This window comes from Nocardioides sp. SRI_004, from assembly GCF_057586415.1.
This window is the reverse complement of sequence record NZ_JBYCZV010000007.1, coordinates 166202-183297: the sequence shown is the minus strand read 5'-3', so window position 1 is coordinate 183297 and position 17096 is coordinate 166202. Positions and strand designations below refer to the sequence as shown.

Sequence of the window (17096 nt, the reverse complement as noted above, 5' to 3'; positions counted from 1 at the left end):
CGCTTCATACCCTCGGCGTCATGGCTGAGCTTCCCGACTGCGCCGTGGGCGTTGACGTCGGTGGTACGACGATCAAGGCCGCCCTCGTCGCGCCCGCGACCGGTGCGCTCCTCGCCCCCCGGGCCATGACGAGCACGCCCCGGCCGGCGGACCCGTCGCGCGTGCTCGCCGAGGTGGTCGGCCTCGCCCGCGCCCTCGCCCCGGTCCCCGGCACCCCGATCGGCGTCACCCTTCCCGGCGTCGTTCGCAACGGGGTGGTGCGCACGGCGGCCAACATCGACCCGGTGTGGGTCGGCTTCGACGCCCGGTCAGCCCTGGCCGACCTGGTGCCCGGCTCCGTGCACGTCGTCAACGACGCCGACGCCGCGGGGGTCGCGGAGACGGCCTTCGGCGCGGCGCGCGACCAGGCCGGCGTCGTCCTGGTCACCACCCTCGGGACGGGCATCGGGAGCGCCCTCCTCCTCGGCGGCACCCTCCTTCCGAACACCGAGCTCGGGCACCTCGAGATCGACGGGCGACCCGCCGAGCACCGGGCGGCGACGTCGGCCCTGCACCGCGAGGAGCTGGGCTACCGGGCCTGGGCGGAGCGGCTCACGACGTACTACCGCCGCCTGGAGGCGCTCCTCTCGCCCGACCTGATCGTCGTCGGGGGCGCCGTGAGCGCCAGCGCTGGGAAGTTCCTCCCCCACGTGGACATCCGTACGCCGATCACCGCCGCCGCCTTGGGCAACGACGCGGGTGCCATCGGGGCGGCGCTCCTCGCCGCCGGCCGGGACCGGACGGCTCAGCCGGCGTACTGGGGATCGGTCGGCGCGACCCACTGCACGAGCTGGTAGACCACCCCGTTGGGGTCGGCCATCTGGAAGTACCGCTCGCCCCACGGCTCGGTCTCGATCGGGGTCACGACCTCGACGCCGTCGTCCTGCAGGCGGGCGTAGTCGCGGTCGATGTCGTCGACCGTGAAGACGACGAGGACCCCGTCGGCTGGTCCGGCGACCGATGCGGGCTTGAAGCTCGCCAGGCCGGTGCGCAGGTAGATCAGGTTGACGCCCGCCTCGGGGTGCTCGAGCGAGCAGAAGCCGTCGGCGGCCATCGCCACGGTGAAGCCGAGGTGGCGCTGCGCCCAGGCGGCGGACGCGTCCACGTCGGCGACATTGAGCGAGAGGGCGGTGGAGGTGATGGTCAAGCGGGATCTTTTCCCTATACGGTGTACATCGTACGCTGTACACCGTACATCGTAAGACGCTGGCGTGCAAGGATGGTCGCCATGAGCGGCACCAGCACCGGCGCAGGCGAGCCGAGCCGCACCCTCGCGCTGCTGTGGGGCGATGCGTCGGCAGGACCACGGCGCAAGGGGCCCGGACGGTCGGTCACCGTCGACCAGCTCGTCACCAGCGCCCTCGCCCTTGCCGACGAGCAGGGCCTCTCGGCCGTGACGATGCGTGCGATCGCCGAACGGGTGGGGGTGTCCGCGATGTCGGTCTACACCTACGTCCCCGGCAAGGCGGAGCTGCTCGACCTGATGGTCGACGCCCTCTACCTCGCCATGCCGCGGCCCGCGTGGCGCAGCCGCTCGTGGCGCACCCGGCTCACGAAGGTCGCCGAGGCCAACCGCGACCTGCTGCTCGCCCACCCCTGGCTGACCGAGGTTGCCGCGCTCAGCCGGCCGCCGCTCGGGCCCGGACTGATGGCGAAGTACGAGCACGAGCTCGCCGCGTACGACGGCACCGGGCTCGACGACGTCACCACCGACGCCGCCCTGACCTACCTCCTCGGCTTCGTGCAGGCGCACTGCCGGGCGGCCCACGACGCGGCCCGGGCCACCACCGACAGCGCGATGAGCGACGCGGACTGGTGGGCCGCCAACGAACCGGTGCTCGCGCGCGCCCTCGACCCGCAGGCCTACCCGCGGGCCGTGCGGGTCGGCGCCGCCGCCGGCGAGGCGCAAGGCAGCGCGTGGGAGGCCGACCGGGCCTGGCGATTCGGCCTGGCCCGCACGCTGGACGGACTGGCCTCCCTCATCGAGAAGGACTGACACCGCTACTCATCGGCGGCCGATCGGGCCATCATGACGAGGTGAGCCTCGAGGCAGCAAGGCAGGCGTACGACGCCCGGGCGTGGCCGGACGCCCGGCGCGCGTACGCCGCCGCCGACCCGGCCGGGGCCCGCGACCTCGAGCAGTGGGGCCTGGCCGCCTTCCTCACCGGCGAGCTGGCCGAGGCGGCCGCGGTCCGCGAGCGCGCCCACCGCGCGCACCTCGCCGAGGGCGACCTGCACGGCGCGTCCCGGGTGGCCTTCTGGCTCGGCCTCACCGCGAACTTCCGGGGCGACCAGGGCCAGGCGCGCGGCTGGTGGGGGCTGATGCGCAGCGTGCAGGGCGACCGCTTCGAGGCATCGGTCTGGCGCGGCTACGAGCAGCTGACCGCCACCATGGCCCACCTCCACTCCGGCCACGCCGCGGAGGCGCTCGAGCTCGCAACCGGGCTGGCCGGGATCGCCGAGGAGCACGACGACACGGACCTGCGGGTCTTCAGCGGGCTCGCCCACGGCCAGGCCCTGCTCGCGAGCGGCGAGCTCGCCCGCGGCCTGGCGGAGCTGGACGCGACGATGGTGCGCGCGACCGCCACCGGGGTCACCCCGCAGGCCGTCGGCATCGTCTACTGCGCGATCGTGGCCAACTGCAAGGCCTGCCTCGACGTCGAGCGCAGCGTCGAGTGGACCCGGGTGCTCGACGAGTGGTGCGCGGCGCAGCCCGGCCTGGTGCCCTTCCAGGGGGCGTGCATCGTCCACCGCTCCGAGGTCCACCAGCTGCGGGGCGACTGGGCCCGCGCGATCGCCGAGGTTGACGGCCTGATCGCGCACCCCGGACCCAACCAGAACACCATCGGCGAGGCCCACTACGTCCGGGCTGAGCTGCACCGCCTCCGGGGTGAGTACGACGCCGCCGAGTCCGCCTACCGCGCGGCGCTCGCGCACGGGAAGGACCCCCAGCCGGGCCTCGCGCTGATGCGGCTCGCGCAGGGCCGGACCGACTCGGCCCTGCTGTCCCTCCGGCGCGCGCTCGAGGAGCCCGGTGCCCCCCAGCTGCGCACCCGGCTGTGGCCGGCCCTGCTGGAGGTCGCCCTGGCTGCCGGCGACCTGACGTGCGCGAGCGAGGCTTCGGCGCGGCTCGACGAGGCGGCCGCATCGGCCCCCGACGCCGCCTTCCTCCGCGCGGCCGCTTCCGCGGCCCGGGGCCGGCTCGCGCTGCACCGCGGTGCTCCGCAGGAGGCGCTCGGCGCCCTGCGCGCCGCCCTCGAGGGCTTCCGGGCGACCGGGTCGCCCTGGGACGCTGCGCGCTGCCGGGTCGCGATCGCCGACGCCTGCGACGCCCTGGGCGACCACGAGACCGCCCGCCTGGAGCGGGATGCCGCACGCGCCACCTTCACCTCGCTCGGGGCGCAGCCCGAGCTCGACCGGCTCGACAAGGTCACCCGGACCGAGCGCCACGGGCTCACCGGCCGTGAGGCCGAGGTGCTGCGCCTGGTCGCGTCCGGCGCCACCAACCGGGGCATCGCCGACCAGCTGGTGCTGTCGGAGAAGACCGTCGCCCGCCACCTGGCCAACATCTTCGCCAAGATCGACGTCACCAACCGGGCCGCCGCCACGGCCTGGGCCCACCAGCACGGGCTCGCCTGACGCCCCTGCTCGATCTGCACACCGACCTGCACAATTCTGCCGACGCGACGACCCCCGCTGCGCTCCTACGGTCCGGGAAACGGACCCAGGAGGACACCATGAAGGCTCTCGTCATCGGGGCAGGCCCCGTCGGCACGTTCACCGCGATCGGGCTGGCCCGCCGCGGCCACGACGTCACGGTCGTCGACCGGGACCCCGGTCCCGCGGCCGACGGCACCTGGCGTCGTAGCGGCGTCATGCAGGGGGACTCCCCGCACGCCTGGCGCGGGCAGATGGTGCGCGCGATGCTCGAGGAGATGCCCGACGTCGTCGAGCGCCTCACGACCGAGGGCGCCCGGATCGGCGAGGTGCCCGGCATGCCGGGGATGGTCACGGCGCTCTTCGCCCGCCGGCCGCTCGTCGAGCGGGTGCTGCGCGAGACCGCACAGGCCGAGCCGAGGCTGCGGTGGCGCACCGGTCACGCCGAGTCGCTGCTCGTCGAGGACGGCGTCGTGCGGGGAGCCGTCGTGGACGACGACCCGGTGTGGGCGGACGTCGTCGTGGTCGCGACCGGGCGCGCGAGCCACCTCGGCGAGGAGCTGCGCGGGCCCGTCGAGGGCGGGACCACCGGGACGTCGTACGTCTTCCGGACCTTCCGGACCCGTCCCGGCGCCGCGTCGTACGACGCCCCGTTCCCGTCCTTCGTGAACGGGCCCGACCACGGCTCGCTGGTGATGCCGGCCGACAACCGCACCCACCACGTGCTGCTCGTCTGCCCATCCGAGGCCGGGGAGATCGCGGCGCTCCGCGACGACGAGGCGTTCCTGCGCGCCGTACGGGCGATCCCGCACACGGCACCCTGGGCCGACGCCGAGGCCCACGAGCCGATCACGCCGGTCCACGTCGGGGGCAACCTGACCAACACCTACCGCCTGCAGGGCCCGGCGCTCGGGCTCCCGCCTGCGCGCGGCCTGGCCTTCCTCGGCGACAGCGTGTGCACCCTGAACCCGGCCAACGGTCGCAGCCTGGCGCTCCACATCCCCCACGCGAAGGTCTTCCTCGACCACGTCGACGACGACGCGACGGACCTGTCGTTGCTGCTCGACCAGTGGGCCGAGGAGCACATCCGGCCGTGGTGGGCCGACCACGTGCTGACCGACGGCTCCCTGCTGCGCCGCTTCCACGGCGAGCCCCTCTCCGCCGACGAGCCGCTGCCCAGCGACGTCATCTTCGCCGCCGGCGAGGTCCACCCCGAGTGGATGCCGATCATCGGCCCCTGCGCCGGCATGCACGCCGGCCCGGCGGTCATCGACCAGCTGCGGGAGCCGGTGGCACAGCTGCTGCGCGAGGGCTGGCTGCCGCCGGTGCAGGGTCCGCGGCTGGCCGAGCTCGTCGGAGCCCCCGCCGCCCGCTGACTTGCCACTTTGCACCGCCGACTTGCCACTTCGCACCGCCGACTTGCCGGTCCGGACCGTCGACGTGCCGGTTCGGCCCGTCAGGCTCAGCCGAGCGGGACGAAGACGGACCACACCCCGAGCACGAACAGCAGGGCGAAGACGGCCAGCATGACGACGTACCGCCGGCCGAGCTCGACGACCCGGCTGCGGTCGGGGTCCTGGGGGTCGTACATCACCTCGAGCACGTCGCCGAGCCGTGGTTCGCCGGCGGGGTTGACCGCGGTGCCGGTCCGGTCGCGCTCGGTCTTGTCCGCGAAGGTGAAGGTGACCGTCGTCGTGGTGGAGGTCGACCCGTCGCCCTGCCGCGAGATCTCGGACCGACGCTTGGTCACGGTGGCCTCGGCGCGGGCCCATGTGCGGGCGCGCCAGTGATGGCGTACGACGACGAAGAGCGCGACCAGGAAGGGCGTCACCAGCATCGCGCTGATCAACAGCGCCACCCAGCGCGGAAGATCGGTCTCCATGGCTCCGATCCTCTCCGCCGGCTCCGGACCGAAACCGGACCGGAGTCCGGGACCTCCTCCAACCGGTCAGGAACGAAGAAGCAACCTGACCACCAGCGCTCCTACGCTCGTCGGGACGAACCGATCCAGAAGGGAAAGAGCCATGGCGAACAGCACGTTCAGCGACGAGGAGAAGGCGGCGATGAAGGAGGCCGCGGCCGAGCGGCGGGCCGCCGCGAGCCGCGGGACCGGCAGCAAGAAGGTCCAGGCCGACCTGCAGGACTGCCTCGACAAGATCGCCGCGATGGACGACGCCGACCGGGCGATCGGCGAGGCGCTCCACGCCATCGTCACCACCCACGCGCCCGACCTGGCCCCGAAGACCTGGTACGGGATGCCGGCGTACGCCAATGGCGACGGGAAGGTCGTGGTGTTCCTCAAGTGCGCGGGGAAGTTCAAGATGCGCTACGCCGAGGTCGGCTTCCAGGAGTGGGCCAACCTCGACGACGGCGACCTGTGGCCCACGGTCTTCGCCGTGGCGACGATGAACGCCGCGGTGGAGAAGAAGCTGACGGCGCTGGTAGAGAAGGCCGTTCGTCCGGCGTGAGCCGCTTGTCGCCTCAGCGGGGGCGGTAGGTCCACATCCGGATCGCACCGCCTGACTCGCTGAGGATCAGACCGCCGGAGAACTGCGCGCCGTACGCGACGGGCAGCTCGCGCGACCGGGCTGCGCCCGTGCGGTCGACGGCGACGAGCCCTTCCCCGCTGGTGTCCAGCGAGCGCCAGATGTAGTCGCCGTCGGCCCACTCGACGGACTGGCCGACGGCCTGCTCGCTGCGTCGCCACACCCCGTCGGAGCCGACGGTCGCCACGGTGTCGACGCAGCACTGGTCCTCGTCGAGTGCCGGCCCGTCCGTCGCGGCGTACGTCCCGTCGGAACCGCTCCCCAGCCGGGCGAACCTGTTCGACCGCGTGATCTCGTGGCCGTCCGCGAGGCTGAACACCGTGGTCCCGACGTAGCCCATGCCGCCGTTGGCGGTCCCCGCCGCGTCGGGCAGGTCACCCGGCAGCCCGGGGTTCGTCCAGCGCACCTTGCCGGTCAGCGCGTCCCGGCCCTGCAACGCACCGACGGTCTCGGTGTCGTCGGGGTCGTCGACCACCCCGGTCAGGACCACGTCGTCGGCCGCCGCGACGAGCCAGGCGCCGGACCTCTCCCACAGCCGCCGGCCCGTGGCGGCGTCGTGGCCCTGGACCAGCGCCGCCTGGCCCCGGTCGTCGACGAGGCTCACCACCACCACCGAACCGGCGGTCTCGATCCGGTCGATGCCGAAGGGCAGGCGCCCCAGGTTGGACCCGGGCGCGGAGGGCAGCAGCGGCACGCTCCACCGCACCTCACCCGTGCGCACGTCGACCGCGTGGAGCGCCTCCCCCTTCTCCTCGAGGCGCTCGTCGATGCCGCAGGCCCGGAGGTTGCGCGCGCAACCGTCCAGGTAGGAGGTGGTCACCAGCACGCCGGAGCCGGGTACGACGTCCCACGGACCATCGAGGCGCACGTCGCCGAGGGGTGAGCCGACCACGTCCGTCAGCCGGCGCTGCCACAGCACCCGCCCCGAGGCGAGGTCCACGGCCTTCATCAGGTCGTCGAGGTCGTCACGGCCCCAGATCACGGCGACGCCGCCGATCCGCTCCACCCGGTCCACGTCGTCGATGTCCCGACCGACTCCGGCGGCGAGTGGCACCTCCCGCACCACGAGGTCGGGCGCCGCCGGACCGTCGTACACCTCCCAGCCGGCGGTCTCCGGGGTCGGGCTCGGCGCCGGGTCAGGCTCCTCGGAGCCGGCGGAGCTGCACGCCGCGAGCAGGCTCACCAGTGCCGCACCGGCGGCGACCCTGGTCACTGTCGACATAGGCATGGGAGCGTTCGTTCCCCCGGGTGGGGGCGCGAAACGACGACGGGCTCGGATCCGCGCGGGCGGTCAGTGCGCCATGTCGACGAACCGGCTGTAGTGACCCTGGAAGGCCACGACGATGTCGCGGGTCGCGCCGTTGCGGTGCTTGGCGACGATCAGGTCGGCCTCGCCGGGGCGGGTCGACTCCTTCTCGTAGACGTCGTCGCGGTGGAGCAGGACGACCATGTCGGCGTCCTGCTCGATCGAGCCGGACTCACGCAGGTCGCTGACCGCGGGGCGTTTGTCGGCGCGCTGCTCGGGACCACGGTTGAGCTGCGACAGCGCGATGACCGGGATCTCGAGCTCCTTGGCGAGGAGCTTGATCTGGCGGGAGAACTCCGAGACCTCGAGCTGGCGGGACTCGACCTTCTTGCCGGAGCTCATCAGCTGGAGGTAGTCGATGACCATCAGGCGCAGGTCGTGCTTCTGCTTGAGGCGGCGGGCCTTGGCCCGGATCTCGGTCATCGTCATGTTGGGCGAGTCGTCGATGAACATCGGCGACGCCGAGACCTTCGCGACGTGGCGCGCGAGCCGGTCCCACTCCTCCGTGCTCATCTTGCCGTTGCGGATGTGGTTGAGCGGGATCCGCGCCTCGGCCGAGAGCAGTCGCATGACGATCTCGGCGCGCGTCATCTCGAGGCTGAAGAAGGCGGCGGTCAGGTTGTTGTGGATCGCCGCGGCCCGGCAGAAGTCGAGGGCCAGCGTCGACTTGCCCATCGCGGGACGGGCGGCGACGACGATCATCTGGCCGGAGTGGAAGCCGTTGGTGAGGTCGTCGAAGTCGGCGAACCCGGTCGGCACGCCGTAGATGCCGGCCTCACGGTTCTCGATGGCCTCGATCTCGTCGAGGACCGAGTCCATGATGTCGCTCAGCGGGGCGTAGTCCTCCGACTTGTTGCGGTCGGTGACCTTGTAGATCTCGGACTGGGCCTCGTTGACGATGCCCTCGACCTCGCCCTCGCCCGCGTAGCTGATCTGGACGATCTTGGTGCCGGCGTCGACCAGGCGGCGCAGGATGGCCTTCTCGTAGACGATCTCGGCGTAGAAGCCGGCGTTGGCCGCGATCGGCACGTTGGCGGCCAGGGTGTGGAGGTACGCCGCCCCGCCGATCTTCTGCAGCTGGCCACGCCGCTGCAGCTCACCGGCGACGGTGACCATGTCGGCGGGCTCGCCGCGCCCGAAGAGGTCGAGGATCGCCTCGTGGATCTCCTCGTGGGCGGGCCGGTAGTAGTCGACGCCGCGGATGACCTCGACGACGTCGGCGATCGCGTCCTTCGAGATGAGCATCGCGCCGAGCACGGACTGCTCGGCCGCCAGGTCCTGCGGTGGCATCCGCCCGCCGGCCGGCGCCTCGCCGGGTGCGTAGGCGGCCGGACCGTCACCCCACTGCTCCGGGGGCTCGGCGGTCCACGACGGCTGGTCGTCGGTGAGGCTCACGGGTCTCCGGCTCCTGGCTCGATCGCGGGTGGCGGCACCGCGCCGCCTGGAGGACGTCGTACGGTGGCGGAGGCTGCCGAGAGGGTCCGACACAATCCCCTGCGCGAGTCGAACCTAGACGCCGAGGAGCCGTGCGTGAAGCCGACGCGGCGTAGTTATCCACAGGCCTTGGGGATAACCGGCGGGGGTAGGTGGACGACACGCGGAAACGGTGTGCACGGTCTGGGGACAACACTGTGGAACAGGGAGGGGGAGGGCTGTGGAAACCGGCTCTGACCTGCGGAAACACTCGTCCCCACCTGTGGACTCAAAATTCCTACCCGCCAGTCTCGTTCACCTGGCGGCCAACCGGGGGCCACGTGGTGGCCGCCGCACAACGGGCCGCACCCACGTTTTTGCGGGCGCATTTCCACAAGTTGCCCCCAAGGCGCCACTGATGTGTTATCCGATCCGGTGACAGCGTCCCCCACTCCCGCCGGCGGGCGCTCGCTCGACCGCGAGATCGCCCGGCTCGCGGTCCCCGCCTTCCTCGCCCTCGTCGCCGAGCCGCTGTTCCTGCTCGGCGACGCGGCCGTCGTCGGGCACCTCGGCACCCGCGAGCTCGCCGGGCTCGGCCTCGCCGGGACGGTGCTGTCGACCGTGGTCGGCCTGTGCATCTTCCTCGCCTACGGCACCACCGCCGGCGTCGCCCGCCAGCTCGGTGCCGGCCACCGCCGCGAAGCCCTCGCCCAGGGCGTCGACGGCCTCTGGCTCGCGGTCGCGATCGGCATCCCCGTCACCCTCGTCACCAGCCTGCTCGCCCACCCGCTGGTCACCCTGTTCGGCGCGTCCTCGGACGTCGAGGCCGCCGCGACGACGTACCTCCGCATCGCCGCCGCCGGCACCACTCCCCTGCTCCTCGTGCTCGCCACCACCGGCGTGCTGCGTGGGCTGCAGGACACCCGGACCCCGCTCGTCGTCGCCGTCGCCGGCAATGTCGCCAACCTCGGCCTCAACGTCCTCCTCGTGTACGGCGCCGGGCCGGCCCCGCGACTCGAGCTGGCCGGGTCGGCGGTGGGCTCGGTGCTCGCGCAGACCGGTATGGCGGTGGCGCTCGTGGCCGTGGTCGTGCGCGCCGCCCGCCGCGAGGGGGCCAGCCTGCGCCCGCATCCGGCCGGGATCCGCGCGGCCGGACGGGCCGGCGTACCGCTCCTCGTGCGCACCCTCACCCTGCGTGCCTCGCTGCTGGTCACCACATGGGCCGTGGTCCTCGCCGCCGGCGAGGTCGCCGGCGGCAGCGGGTCCGACGCCGTCCCCATCGCCACCCACCAGCTCGCGCTGACGATCTGGGGCTTCCTCGCCTACGTCCTCGACGCGATCGCCATCGCCGCGCAGGCCATCACCGGCCGGCACCTGGGCGCCGGCGACGTCGCGGCGACCCGGGCGGTCACCACGCGGATGGTGCGCTGGGGCGTGTGGAGCGGGGTCGTCACCGGGCTGCTCCTGGCGGCGACGAGCCCGTGGCTGGGCGCGCTGTTCACGCCGGACCACGCCGTCCGCGACGCACTCGTCCCGGTGCTCCTGGTCGCCGCGCTCGTCCAGCCCGTCGCCGGGGTCGTGTTCGTCCTCGACGGCGTCCTGATCGGCGCCGGCGACGGCCGCTACCTGGCCTGGGCCGGACTGGTGGTGCTGGGCGGCTACGCTCCGCTCGTGCTGCTGACGAGTGCGCTGGGTGCCGGGCTGACCGGAGTGTGGGTCGTGTTCGGCCTGCTCTTCATGGGCGGCCGGCTGGTGACCCTCGTCCGCCGCGAGCGCGGTGACGCCTGGCTGGTCACCGGGGCGCGCGCGTGAAGCCGCTGCAGGCCGTCGGGCTGGGCCTGGTGCTGCTCGCCCTGGGCCCTGCCGACGCCGAGCCCGGCACCTTCGACCCGCTGCCCGACCCGCTCGGCTGGCTGCTCGTCCTGGTCGGGCTCCACGGCCTCGCGCCCGTGCTCGACGAGCGCCGGCTGCCGGTGCTGCGCTTCCTCGGCGTGCTTGCGCTCGGGTTCTCGATCGCGCTGGTCGTCCCGGCGGTCGCCCGCTGGCTGGAGACGGACCCGTCGCTGGGCTGGTCGGCCGACGTACCCCGCTTCGCGTTCTTCGCCGTGCTCTGCCACCAGCTCAGCCAGGCCGCGCTCAAGGCCCGCTCGACCGGCGGCGCGAGCAGCTTCAGCATCGCCGGGATGACCCTGCTGTTCGTGCTCGCGGCCCCGCCGCTGGCGTTCGGCGCCGGCTGGGACGGCGTGGGTACGGCGGGCGAGGTCGCCGCGCAGGCCGTCCAGATCGCGCTCGTGGTGCTCTGCTTCGTCTTCGCCGGCCGCCGGTGGGCGGGTGCCCCGGAGCCCGAGGCCCCCGCCGAGGCGTGAGGCTCAGCCCTGGAGGCCGCTGAGCACCAGGCCGGCCAGCTGGGGGGCCTGCTGCGACGGGTCACCGGGGTAGTCGGTGCCGTCCTCGTAGGTCATCGTCACGTCGACGTTGGCCTCGGCCGAGCAGGCCCGCAGCGTCGCCACCAGCGGCGGGGTGGCGCTGGTCTTCCACCACGCCTTCGAGGCGCCGGCGGCGTCGGACGGCTCGACGTTGCCGTCGGCGTCGCTGGGCTGGATGCAGCCGAACTTCCCGGCGGTCACGTCGGCCGGGCCGCTGACCTCGATCCGGATGCTGACGAGGTCCTTGGCGGTGAAGGTGCACTCGTCGGTCGTCCACGACGTGCCATTCTCCGTCACCGAGCCGTGGCCGGGCACGCCCTCGCTGAACTCGACCCCGATCGCCTTGGCCACGTCGCCGGACGTCAGCAGGGCGCACGCCTGCGGGCGGTCGGCGACAGGCGGCGCGCTGGTGGTCTCCGTCGGTGCCTCGGTGGCCGACGACTCCTCGGTGGGCGTCTGCGAGGGGGCATCCGTCGTCGGCGCGGCCGACGTGGTCTGCTCGTCGGCGGCGTCGGGCTCGTCGTCACCGCAGGCCGCGAGGACCGGGGCGAGGGCGAGCAGGGCAGCGGGCCAGAGGCGACGCAGGCGCATCAGGGAACTCCTGGGGTTGGGGGAAGTGCCCCAAAAATGCCACGTGGCCGGCCCCCGGGGGGACCGGCCACGCCGACGTACGTCTGACGTGATGTCAGGCCGGGATGACGTTGAGCGTCACCGCGACGGAGACCTCGTCGTGCAGCTTGACCGAGACCGCGTGGTTGCCCAGCGACTTGATCGGGTTGCCGAGGACGATGGTCCGCTTGTCGATCGCCTCGCCGGCGGCCTCGCCGAGCGCGGCGGCGATGTCGGCCGTGGTGACCGCACCGAACAGGCGACCGCCCTGGCCGGCCTTGACCTTGACGTCGACGGAACCGCCCTCGAGCTTGGCCTTGATCTCGGCGGCGTGCGCCTCGTCGCGGACCGCACGCGCGGAGCGGGCGGCCTTGATCGAGTCGGCCTGGGCCTGCGCACCGCGGGTCCAGCGGATCGCGAAGCCGCGCGGGATGAGGTAGTTGCGGCCGTAGCCGTCCTTGACCTCGACCACGTCGCCAGCAGCGCCGAGGTTCTCGACCTCCTGGGTCAGGATGATCTTCATGAGTTCAGCTCTCCTTCTCTACCGAGCTCAGCGGCCGCTGGAGGTGTAGGGCAGCAGCGCGACCTCGCGGGCGTTCTTCACCGCGATGGCGATGTCACGCTGGTGCTGGACGCAGTTGCCGGTCACCCGACGGGCGCGGATCTTGCCGCGGTCGGAGATGAACTTCTTCAGAAGGGCGGTGTCCTTGTAGTCGACACCGGTGGCCTTCTCCTTGCAGAACTGGCAAACCTTCTTCTTCGGCTTGCGGACGACTGCCTTCGCCATTGTGGTGCTCCTCCTCAGAGCCCGGCCGCGTCAGTCAACGTCGGCCGGAATGGTTGATGTGTTGATGGCCCGGGTTCGTGACGCTCGCTGCGCGACCTCCTCGACCACCGGGCCCGTTGCTCAGAACGGGGGCTCGTCGCCACCGGAGACACCGGGCGCGGCCCAGGGGTCACCGGCCGGCGCACCGCCACCGTTGTTGGATCCACCGGACGGCTGGCTGCCCCACGGGTCTCCGCCCGCGGGACGTCCGCCACCCTGGTTGCCACCGCCGCCGTAGCCGCCCTGGCCACCGCCCTGGTTGCCGCCGCCGTAGCCACCGCCGCCGCCACCGCCGGAGCGGTTGGCGCGGGTGACCTTGGCCGTGGCCCAGGTCAGCGACGGGCCGACCTCGTCGACCTGCAGCTCGTTGACCGTGCGCTTCTGGCCCTCACGGTCCTCGTAGGACCGCGACACCAGACGGCCCTGCGCGATGACGCGCATGCCCTTCTGGAGGGACTCCGCGACGTTCTCCGCGGCCTGCCGCCAGATCGAGCAGCGGAGGAACAGGGTCTCCCCGTCCTTCCACTCGTTGGTCTGCCGGTCGAAGGTGCGCGGGGTCGACGCCACCGTGAAGTTGGCAACCGCAGCGCCCGACGGGGTGAAGCGAAGCTCCGGGTCGTCGGTCAGGTTGCCGATAACGGTGATGACGGTGTCGCCAGCCATGGTGGTCTCCTGTGAGTGGATTCGAGTGGCCCGCCCGGGTCAGTCCCGGGCAACGGCCCCCATCGTGTCCCGTGGCTCCGACAATGAACAGTCGTGTTCCACAGGCACATGCCCGTCTCAGACGGTGGGGCGCAGGACCTTCGTCCGCAGCACGGACTCGTTGAGGGTCAGCTGGCGGTCGAGCTCGTCGATCGTCGCCGGCGCAGCGGTCACCTTGATGATCGCGTAGATGCCCTCGGCGTTCTTCTTGATCTCGTACGCCAGGCGGCGCTTGCCCCACACGTCGACGTTGTCGACGGTGCCGCCGTCGTTGCGGACGACGTTCAGGTACTTGTCGAGCGACGGCTGAACCGTCCGCTCGTCGAGGCTCGGGTCGAGGATGACCACGACTTCGTAGTTGCGCAAAGCGGTCTCCACCTCCTCTGGACTGACGGCCACGGACTCTCCGCGGCAGGAGGGCTCTGCATGTCCGCACCGGTTCGGCCCGGGCAGACGTGTGTACGGCGCCAGACGGCACCGGACAGGAGAGGTTAACCCGTCACGGCGGAGGCAGCCGAATTGCGGCGGTGCCAGACCATCGGGACGACGACCGCGCGGCCGATGGCGGTCGAGGCGGCGATCGCCGGGACCAGGACCACGAGGCCCACGTTGACCAGCGTGACGAAGCCACCCGCCATCGCTCCCGCGGCACCCGCGACCAGCACGTGCAGCCACTGCCGGCGCTCCTCGCGGCACACGTGGTGGACGAGCAGCACGCCCGCGACGGCGAACGGGCTCGAGGCCGGCACCAGGAAGACGAGGATCCAGACGATCGCCTGGGGCGGGACGGGGTCCGGCTCCAGCATCAGCAGCAGGAGGACGGCGAGGACGACGACGCTCGTCGCCCAGGCCACCACGTAGCCGCGGAGACCGGGGGTGTTGGGGCCTTCGAGCTCCATCCGGTGTCCCCTCTCAAGAGTTGAGCGTTCGCTCAAACGATCGCACGGATTGAGCGAACGCTCAAGACCCGGCAGGATCGCCCCATGACGACGACCCGCGAGAAGCTGCTGGACGCGACCCTGCGCGTCGTCGTCGGCCAGGGGATCGCCAAGGCGTCGGCTCGGACGATCGCGACGGAGGCGGGGGTCAACCAGGCGCTGGTCTTCTACCACTTCGGCTCGGTCGACGAGCTGCTCGCGGCGGCCTGCGAGCACGGTGCCCGCCAGCGCATCGAGGCGCACCGCGCCGCGCTCGCCGCCGTCACCGACGTCGCGGGACTCGTCGCCCTGGCCAGGACGATCCACGCGCAGGAGCAGGCCGCCGGCAATGTCGCCCTGCTCGGCCAGCTCCTCGCCGGGTCCTCCTCCCACCCGGCCCTCGGCCCGGCCACGGCCGCCGGCCTGCGGCTGTGGGCGAGCGAGGTCGAGCAGGTCCTCACGCGGCTGCTCGACGCCGGTCCACTGGCCGGCCTCGTCGACGTACCCGGGCTCGCGGGTGCGATCAGCGCGTCCTTCGTCGGCATCGAGCTGTACGACGCCGTGGACCCGGCCGGCGCGAGCGACGCCTTCGCGGCCCTCGAGCAGCTGGCCGGACTCGTCGGCGTCCTCGACCGGCTCGGCCCCGTGGAGCGGACCGCCCTGCGACGCCGCGTGCGCCGCGCCACCGCCTGAGCCGCTGTCCCCGCCCGTCCCTACAGTGGGGCCCATGAGCGAGCTGCGCATCGGAGCCCACGTCGACCAGACCGACCCGATCGCGGAGGCCGCGGCGCGCAACGCCCCGCTGGTGCAGTTCTTCCTCGGCAACCCGCAGTCCTACAAGGGTCCCGTGCTCTCCTACGAGGGCGGCGCCGCGGCGCTGAGGGCGGCGGCCGAGGACGCGGGCGTGGACCTCTACGTGCACGCGCCGTACCTCATCAACGTCGCGACCACGAACAACCGCCAGCGGATCCCGAGCCGCAAGCTCCTGCAGCAGCACATGGACGCCGCGGCCGAGCTCGGCGCCAAGGGGCTGATCGTCCACGGCGGCCACGTCACCGACGAGGACGACCCGGCGAAGGGCTTCGACAACTGGCGCAAGGCGGTCGAGGCGACCGACATCAAGGTCCCCCTCCTGATCGAGAACACCGCCGGCGGCACCAACGCGATGACCCGCTACCTCGACCGGATCAAGGGCACCTGGGACGCGATCGCCAGCGCCGAGGGCGCCGACATGGTCGGCTTCTGCCTCGACACCTGCCACGCGCACGCCGGCGGCAACGCGCTCGAGACGATCGTCGACGACGTCCGGGCCATCACCGGCCGGATCGACCTCGTGCACGCCAACGACAGCCGCGACGCCTTCGACTCGGGCGCCGACCGGCACGCCAACTTCGGCGCCGGCCAGATCGACCCCGACCTGCTCGCGCAGGTCGTCCGCGACGCCGGCGCCCCGGTGGTGTGCGAGACGCCGGGCGGCGCCGCCGAGCACGTCACCGACTTCGAGTGGCTCGTCGAGCGGATCGAGCGTCTCTGACACCCTTGCGCTCGCGCAGAAGAGGCGTAATCTCGATTACATGATTACAACGGAGCAGCACGAGCAGATCCGCGGCTGGTTCGCGGGCCGGCTGCCGGAGGATCTCTTCGAGTCGCTGGTGGAGGTCACCGTCGACCGCGAGGAGATCACCGTCGTCGGCCGCATCGCGCCCCCCGCGCTGGCCGAGGACGCCTCGCCGACCGAGCGCAGGGCGGCGGCGCAGGGCCGCATCCAGGAGTTCCGCGAGCGCACCCGCGACGCCCGGATCGCCATCGCCCGCGAGGCGGAGCGGCAGTACGACCAGAAGGTCGCCTGGGGCGTGGAGTGCGACGGCACCCGCGTCCTGTTCACCCACCTGGCCGTACCGACGATGACCCGGCTGCGCCAGCCGGAGCGGGCCGTCCTCGACACGCTGGTCGCCGGAGGCGTCGCGCGCAGCCGCAGCGAGGCCCTGGCCTGGTGCGTCCGGCTGGTCCAGCAGCACGCCGACGACTGGCTGGTCGAGCTGCGCGACTCCCTCGAGCAGGTCCACCGGGTCCGCGCCCAGGGCCCCGACGCCCCGGCCGGGAACGCCGCGGAGAGCGCGTGACCGGGTCGCCCGACCCGACGACGCCGAGCATCCTCGCGTGGGCCGGCGGCCTGCCCGCACTGCGCCGGCTGACCACCGTGTTCTACGCCCGGGTGCCGCACGATCCCGTGCTGGCGCCGGTGTTCGCGGGCATGGACGCCGACCACCCCGAGCACGTCGCCCTCTGGCTCGCCGAGGTCTTCGGCGGCCCTGCGGACTACACCGCGCACCGCGGCGGCCACCCGCACATGGCCCGACAGCACCTCGGCCGCGGGATCACCGAGCAGCAGCGGCGGCGGTGGGTCGACCTGCTGCTCGACGCCGCCGACGAGGTGGGGCTGCCGACGGACCCCGAGTTCCGCGCGGTGTTCGTCTACTACCTGGAATGGGGCACCCGGATGGCGCTGGTCTACTCCGGCGACGACCCGCCGCCGATCGACGCCGCCGACGTCCCGATCTGGCAGTGGGGACAGACGCCGCCATGGCAGCCGGACCGGCGCGACGAGTCCGACTGACCGACGGCCCGGACCAGCCCCCCGTTTCCGGAGGACTC

21 protein-coding genes are annotated in these 17096 nt (G+C 72.8%); 11 read left to right on the top strand and 10 right to left on the bottom strand.

Going from position 1 to position 17096, the window contains the following annotated elements; translation table 11 throughout:
• Window positions 1-20: 20 nt before the first annotated feature.
• Window positions 21-836 (top strand): polyphosphate--glucose phosphotransferase, encoded by an 816-nt coding sequence (gene ppgK / locus AC2YHB_RS11855; protein ID WP_179648555.1) that lies wholly within the window; start codon window positions 21-23, stop codon window positions 834-836.
• Here ppgK and AC2YHB_RS11850 read toward each other — a convergent pair.
• Window positions 785-1186, bottom strand: a complete 402-nt coding sequence (locus AC2YHB_RS11850; protein ID WP_179648556.1) for a VOC family protein — start codon at window positions 1184-1186, stop codon at window positions 785-787. The genes ppgK and AC2YHB_RS11850 overlap by 52 nt on opposite strands.
• 81 nt (window positions 1187-1267) lie before the next feature.
• Between AC2YHB_RS11850 and AC2YHB_RS11845 the strand changes: the two genes are divergently transcribed.
• The 3 genes from AC2YHB_RS11845 (at window position 1268) to AC2YHB_RS11835 (ending at window position 5072) form a co-directional block, all read left to right on the top strand.
• On the top strand, window positions 1268-2035 hold the full coding sequence (locus tag AC2YHB_RS11845) for a TetR/AcrR family transcriptional regulator (RefSeq protein WP_179648557.1): 768 nt from the start codon (window positions 1268-1270) through the stop codon (window positions 2033-2035).
• A 41-nt stretch (window positions 2036-2076) separates the two neighbouring features.
• The gene (locus tag AC2YHB_RS11840) at window positions 2077-3678 is read left to right on the top strand and encodes a LuxR family transcriptional regulator (protein WP_179648558.1); all 1602 of its coding nucleotides are present in this window, start codon (window positions 2077-2079) and stop codon (window positions 3676-3678) included.
• Between the two features lie 98 nt (window positions 3679-3776).
• Complete coding sequence (locus tag AC2YHB_RS11835) at window positions 3777-5072, top strand: FAD-dependent oxidoreductase (RefSeq protein WP_179648559.1); 1296 nt, start codon at window positions 3777-3779, stop codon at window positions 5070-5072.
• Window positions 5073-5158: 86 nt separating this feature from the next.
• Here AC2YHB_RS11835 and AC2YHB_RS11830 read toward each other — a convergent pair whose 3' ends face one another.
• On the bottom strand, window positions 5159-5578 hold the full coding sequence (locus AC2YHB_RS11830; RefSeq protein ID WP_179648560.1) for a DUF3592 domain-containing protein: 420 nt from the start codon (window positions 5576-5578) through the stop codon (window positions 5159-5161).
• Between the two features lie 142 nt (window positions 5579-5720).
• Between AC2YHB_RS11830 and AC2YHB_RS11825 the strand changes: the two genes are divergently transcribed.
• Window positions 5721-6164 (top strand): iron chaperone, encoded by a 444-nt coding sequence (locus AC2YHB_RS11825; RefSeq protein ID WP_179648561.1) that lies wholly within the window; start codon window positions 5721-5723, stop codon window positions 6162-6164.
• 13 nt (window positions 6165-6177) lie between these two features.
• On the opposite strand, the gene AC2YHB_RS11820 is transcribed toward AC2YHB_RS11825, so the two are convergent.
• A complete protein-coding gene (locus AC2YHB_RS11820; RefSeq protein WP_179648562.1) occupies window positions 6178-7470 on the bottom strand; it encodes a PQQ-binding-like beta-propeller repeat protein in 1293 nt (430 codons plus the stop codon).
• A gap of 63 nt (window positions 7471-7533) precedes the next feature.
• Window positions 7534-8838, bottom strand: a complete 1305-nt coding sequence (dnaB, locus tag AC2YHB_RS11815) for a replicative DNA helicase (protein ID WP_179652129.1) — start codon at window positions 8836-8838, stop codon at window positions 7534-7536.
• Between the two features lie 558 nt (window positions 8839-9396).
• Between dnaB and AC2YHB_RS11810 the strand changes: the two genes are divergently transcribed.
• Both AC2YHB_RS11810 and AC2YHB_RS11805 read left to right on the top strand, forming a co-directional pair.
• A complete protein-coding gene (locus AC2YHB_RS11810) occupies window positions 9397-10773 on the top strand; it encodes an MATE family efflux transporter (protein ID WP_179648563.1) in 1377 nt (458 codons plus the stop codon).
• Window positions 10770-11327, top strand: a complete 558-nt coding sequence (locus tag AC2YHB_RS11805; RefSeq protein WP_036543926.1) for a hypothetical protein — start codon at window positions 10770-10772, stop codon at window positions 11325-11327. Before AC2YHB_RS11810 ends, AC2YHB_RS11805 begins: the two co-directional genes overlap by 4 nt.
• A gap of 3 nt (window positions 11328-11330) precedes the next feature.
• Here the strand turns inward: AC2YHB_RS11805 and AC2YHB_RS11800 are convergent, their stop codons facing one another.
• The 6 genes from AC2YHB_RS11800 to AC2YHB_RS11775 all read right to left on the bottom strand — a co-directional run bounded on the left by AC2YHB_RS11800 (window position 11331) and on the right by AC2YHB_RS11775 (window position 14423).
• A complete protein-coding gene (locus AC2YHB_RS11800) occupies window positions 11331-11978 on the bottom strand; it encodes a hypothetical protein (RefSeq protein WP_179648564.1) in 648 nt (215 codons plus the stop codon).
• 94 nt (window positions 11979-12072) lie between these two features.
• Entirely contained in the window at window positions 12073-12519 is a 447-nt protein-coding gene (gene rplI, locus AC2YHB_RS11795) for a 50S ribosomal protein L9 (RefSeq protein ID WP_036543924.1), read from the bottom strand.
• A 27-nt stretch (window positions 12520-12546) separates the two neighbouring features.
• Window positions 12547-12783 (bottom strand): 30S ribosomal protein S18, encoded by a 237-nt coding sequence (gene rpsR, locus AC2YHB_RS11790; RefSeq protein ID WP_036543922.1) that lies wholly within the window; start codon window positions 12781-12783, stop codon window positions 12547-12549.
• A 120-nt stretch (window positions 12784-12903) separates the two neighbouring features.
• A complete protein-coding gene (locus tag AC2YHB_RS11785; protein ID WP_036543917.1) occupies window positions 12904-13485 on the bottom strand; it encodes a single-stranded DNA-binding protein in 582 nt (193 codons plus the stop codon).
• A gap of 117 nt (window positions 13486-13602) precedes the next feature.
• The gene (rpsF, locus tag AC2YHB_RS11780) at window positions 13603-13890 is read right to left on the bottom strand and encodes a 30S ribosomal protein S6 (RefSeq protein ID WP_036543915.1); all 288 of its coding nucleotides are present in this window, start codon (window positions 13888-13890) and stop codon (window positions 13603-13605) included.
• A 125-nt stretch (window positions 13891-14015) separates the two neighbouring features.
• Window positions 14016-14423, bottom strand: coding sequence for a hypothetical protein (locus AC2YHB_RS11775; RefSeq protein ID WP_487353990.1), 408 nt, complete (start codon window positions 14421-14423; stop codon window positions 14016-14018).
• Window positions 14424-14507: 84 nt separating this feature from the next.
• On the opposite strand from AC2YHB_RS11775, the gene AC2YHB_RS11770 reads away from it, so the two are divergent.
• From AC2YHB_RS11770 to AC2YHB_RS11755, 4 genes are read left to right on the top strand one after another with little or no spacing between them, the layout of a single operon-like run.
• On the top strand, window positions 14508-15134 hold the full coding sequence (locus AC2YHB_RS11770; protein ID WP_487353989.1) for a TetR/AcrR family transcriptional regulator: 627 nt from the start codon (window positions 14508-14510) through the stop codon (window positions 15132-15134).
• A 34-nt stretch (window positions 15135-15168) separates the two neighbouring features.
• Window positions 15169-15975: a deoxyribonuclease IV gene (locus AC2YHB_RS11765; RefSeq protein WP_487353988.1), complete on the top strand. Its 807-nt coding sequence runs from the start codon at window positions 15169-15171 to the stop codon at window positions 15973-15975.
• 40 nt (window positions 15976-16015) lie between these two features.
• Complete coding sequence (locus AC2YHB_RS11760; protein WP_179648568.1) at window positions 16016-16564, top strand: hypothetical protein; 549 nt, start codon at window positions 16016-16018, stop codon at window positions 16562-16564.
• Window positions 16561-17058 (top strand): group II truncated hemoglobin, encoded by a 498-nt coding sequence (locus tag AC2YHB_RS11755; protein WP_179648569.1) that lies wholly within the window; start codon window positions 16561-16563, stop codon window positions 17056-17058. The genes AC2YHB_RS11760 and AC2YHB_RS11755 overlap by 4 nt, the downstream gene beginning before the upstream one ends.
• Window positions 17059-17096: the final 38 nt, after the last annotated feature.